Annotated in this window: 3 protein-coding genes; 1 reads left to right on the top strand and 2 read right to left on the bottom strand. The window is 71.1% G+C overall.

Annotation, left to right across the window (positions count from 1 at the left end; all coding sequences use genetic code 11):
- Positions 1-1,601: translation initiation factor IF-2 (gene infB / locus QOL99_RS15675; RefSeq protein ID WP_285525191.1), on the top strand; the 1,601-nt coding region annotated here is incomplete at its 5' end.
- Positions 1,602-1,700: 99 nt separating this feature from the next.
- On the opposite strand, the gene QOL99_RS15670 is transcribed toward infB, so the two are convergent.
- A complete protein-coding gene (locus QOL99_RS15670; protein ID WP_285525189.1) occupies positions 1,701-2,654 on the bottom strand; it encodes a hypothetical protein in 954 nt (317 codons plus the stop codon).
- Positions 2,655-2,806: 152 nt separating this feature from the next.
- Positions 2,807-3,334 carry a hypothetical protein gene (locus tag QOL99_RS15665; protein WP_285525187.1) on the bottom strand — a complete coding sequence of 176 codons (528 nt, stop codon included), beginning with the start codon at positions 3,332-3,334 and terminating at the stop codon, positions 2,807-2,809.
- Between the last annotated feature and the right edge of the window lie 584 nt (positions 3,335-3,918).

The following is a 3,918-nucleotide window of genomic DNA, read 5'->3' as shown; positions in this document are numbered from 1 at the left end:
CGGCCACGCAGGGCAACGCCGCCCCGGCCCCCAGCGCCAGCGCCACGGCCACCGCCGAGCGTGAACCCGGAGCGGCCCCGGCCTCCACCGCCACGGAAGTGCCCCACCGCGCCCCGGTGGTCACGATCATGGGGCACGTCGACCACGGCAAGACCAGCCTGCTGGACTACATCCGCAAGACCAAGGTCGCGGCCAAGGAAGCAGGCGGCATCACCCAGCACGTCGGGGCGTTTGAGGCCCAGACCAGCAAGGGCCGCATCGTCTTTATCGACACGCCGGGCCACGAGGCGTTCACGACCATCCGGGCGCGCGGGGCCAACGTCGCCGACGTCGCCATCATCGTGATCGCCGCCGACGACTCGCTGATGCCCCAGACCCGCGAGGCCATCGCGCACGCGCAGGCCGCCAAGGTCCCGATGATCGTGGCGATCAACAAGGTGGACCTGCCGCAGGCCGACCCCGAGCGCGTCAAGACCGACCTGACGCAGCTCAACCTCGTGCCGGAGGAGTACGGCGGCGACCTCGTGGTCGTGCCCGTGAGCGCCAAGACCGGCGAGGGCGTCGAGGACCTGCTGGAGTACATCAGCCTCACCGCCGAACTCGAGGACCTGCGGGCTGACCCGGAGGCGCCCTTTTCCGGCGTCATCATCGAGAGCCGGGTGGACCGTCAGTCGGGCGTCCTCGCCACGGTGATGGTGCAGCAGGGCACCCTGCATGTCGGGGACTTCCTGGTGGTCGGCGAGGGCTACGGCAAGATCAAGGCGATGACCGACTCGGCCGGGGGGCGGCTCAAGGAGGCCGGACCCAGCACGCCCGTGCAGATTCTGGGCTTCTCCGAGGCCCCTGCCAGCGGCGAGACGGTCCTGAGTGCGAAAAACGAGCACGCCGCCCGCGAGGTCATCGCCGGACGCGCCAGCGACCGCCGCGACGCCGAGAACTCCCGCGAGCGCCGCCGCCTGACCCTGGAAGAGATGATGGGCGAACTCGGGGAGACCCGCACCGTCAACCTGATTCTGCGGGCCGACACCCAGGGCAGCGTCGAGGCGATTCAGGGCATCCTGGCCCGCAAGGAGAGCGAGGACGTCAAGATCAACGTGATGCTCTCGGGCATCGGCGCTCCCACCGAGGGCGACGTGCTGCTGGCCTCGACCGCCGAGGCGACCATCCTGTGCTTCAGCGTGACCCCCTCGGGCGGCGTGAAGAAGGTGGCCGAGTCCAAGGGCATCGAGATCAAGACCTTCCGGATCATCTACGAACTGATCGACGAGGTCGAGCGCCTGATCAAGGGCACCCTCGACCCCGTGTTCGAGGAGCGCTACCTGGGCCGCGCCGAGGTCCGCATGGTCATCCGGCACCCCAAGAGCGGCAACATCGCCGGGTCCTACGTGACCGACGGGATGCTGCGCCGCAACGCCAGGGCCAAGGTCACGCGCGGCAAGCAGGTCGTCTACGAGGGCACCCTGGTGGGCCTCAAGCGCTTCAAGGACGACGTGCGCGAGGTCCAGACCGGCTACGAGTGCGGCATCAACCTCGACTGGGAGGGCGTGGAAATCGGCGACATCGTCGAGGCGTCCGAGATGGTCGAGGTCGAGCAGGCGTAAGGGGAGGGGGGCCAGCTTCCAGCGGCCCGGCATCCGCAGCAGAAAAGAGAGGGGCGGTTCTCCCGGTTGGGGGGCCGCCCCTTTCTCTTGTTGTGGCACTCAGCGGTTGAACGGCCGCTCGTTCACCCAGTGAAAGCCACGGGTACGCAGCAGATCGCCCTGCTGCGCCGCCTCCTGCCGGGCCTCCTGAAGCCGGGGCAGCCCGCTCAGGCCGCTGGCGACCGCGCCGCCGAGCAGCAGCACCGTCACGACCCAGGCGGTCGGGGCTTCCCAGCGGGAGGAAGGCACCGCTGTCCGGGCGGCAAAGGCCCGGCCCGTGGCAAAGGCCCACAGCCTCTGGCCGTCCAGCGCGAGCAGGACCAGCGCGGCGAGCAGCAGGTGGGCGCTGAACAGCTTGACGGGCACGTCGTAGAGGAGGTTCAGCGCCAGCACGTTGGTCATGGTGACGGCGGCGACCAGTGCCCCCAGCGTGACCGTGCGGCGGTGCAACAGCAGCAGCGCGGGCAGCAATTCGGCCACCCCCGCGACATACTGGTAGCCGGGGCTGGCCGCCATGAAGCGCCACAGCAGCCCCATCGGGCTGGATTCCCCGTAGGTGGTCAGGAGCTGGCCGGGGTGCAGCAGCCCGAACTGCCCGAAGTTGAACTTCGCCAGGGCATACACCGTCAGCCAGAGAATCAGGACCACGCGCAGGCCATCGCCCAGGCGGTGCAGGGAAGCGGGCGAGGGGTCGCGCCGACCCGCCAGCGTCCAGACCAGCCCACCGAGAATCGCCAGCCCCAGCACCAGCAGCAGAAAGGTCCAGTCAAAGGCCGTGTCCCCACTTCCGGTCATGGTGTACGGCGGCAGCGGGCGGCCGAACAGCAGGCCGTGCAACCCGTCCGCCGCCGCGACCCGCTGCGCCCCGAAGCCCGTTCCCAGCAGCGGCTGTCCGCCGATCAGGAAATACAGCGCGAGGTAGAGCGTGCCCGCCCGCAGCACCAACCGCCGCCACGCGGACCAGCGCGGCGACGGCAGGGCGGCGGACGGGGCCGGGGCGGGTGGAGAGGTCATGGGGTCAGTGNGCCCGCAGCACCAACCGCCGCCACGCGGACCAGCGCGGCGACGGCAGGGCGGCGGACGGGGCCGGGGCGGGTGGAGAGGTCATGGGGTCAGTGTGACGGGTGCTCCCCACCCGGCGGGCCGCAGATGGGGCGGCGGAGGGGTCAGGTGCCCAGCCCGGTCGCGCCCGTGTCCTCCGGCGCCGGGGCGCTGCCCTGGTCCTGCCCGCCGGGGCCGAAGCCGCCCCGTTCGCCGTGGTGCTGGCCGGAGCCGCGCCCGAAGCCGCGTCCGCCGTGGTCGTGACCGCCGGAGCCGCCCCGACCTGAGCCGAAGTTCAGCGGCGCGTTCTGAAGGCGCTCCTTCATGCGGGCGGCCCGCTCGCCGGACAGGTCCCCGGCCTCCACCGCCTGATCGATGGTGGCGTTTCCCGCCTGCACCGCCGCCGCCCGCAACCGCTCCACGCTGACGCCGAGCGTGGCGGCAAGCTTCTGGACGAACACGTCGGAGGAGCGGGTGCCCGGCGGTGTGGCCGGGGTCCGGGGGGTGCCGGGCTGCGCCTGACTGGACTGGCTCTGTTCCGGCTGAGCCGACTGGGCCGGGGGCGTGCCGCTGCCGCTCGCCGCGAGCACGAGGCCAGCGGTCAGGGGCACGGCGGCGAGGGCGAAGAGGGTCTGACGGTTGAGCTGGCTCATGGGGTCACTCCTGGGGAACTCCTGGAAAACTCTGCCCGGTGACCTTCACCGGGACACCGGCAGGGTGACGGGGCACGGTTAAGCGGGGGCTAGAGCATGTGCCATAAGAAGGCGGTGGGTTTCCGCATTCGTTGGCCGAGCGGACTTGCAAAGCTGCGCAGCAGAGCGAATTGAAGAAGAGCATTGGGCATTCGGGGAGGCACCTGGGGCGCCCTTCCCCGGGGGCCGTCATTCTGTCAACTGCTCTAGAGGGCCGGGCCCGGACACGCGGTTGGCAGGGTCGCAGGGTCGCAGTTCTCCCTGCCCAGGGGTTCCGCGAGTCCCACGGAGGGGAGCGCGGACCGCATGAGCACGGCCCCGGCTCCACCCCGCTCCCCATTCCTTCATCAACCCTTTGCTATTCTCCGGGGCATTGCGCGGCCGACCGCGCCTTCCCCACCTGCCATGTCCCAGCCTCCCGACCCCCGCCCCAGCCTGCCGCCCCTGACCCGGTGGGCGGCGTGGCTGCGGGCGTGGCCGGGAATGCTCACGCTGCTGTCGGTGCTGGCGGTGGTGCTGGGGCAGGCTCCGGCCCCGGCCGAGGC

Source organism: Deinococcus rhizophilus, assembly GCF_030271215.1.
GTDB lineage: Bacteria > Deinococcota > Deinococci > Deinococcales > Deinococcaceae > Deinococcus > Deinococcus rhizophilus.
This window is presented reverse-complemented; position numbering and strand designations above follow the sequence as displayed.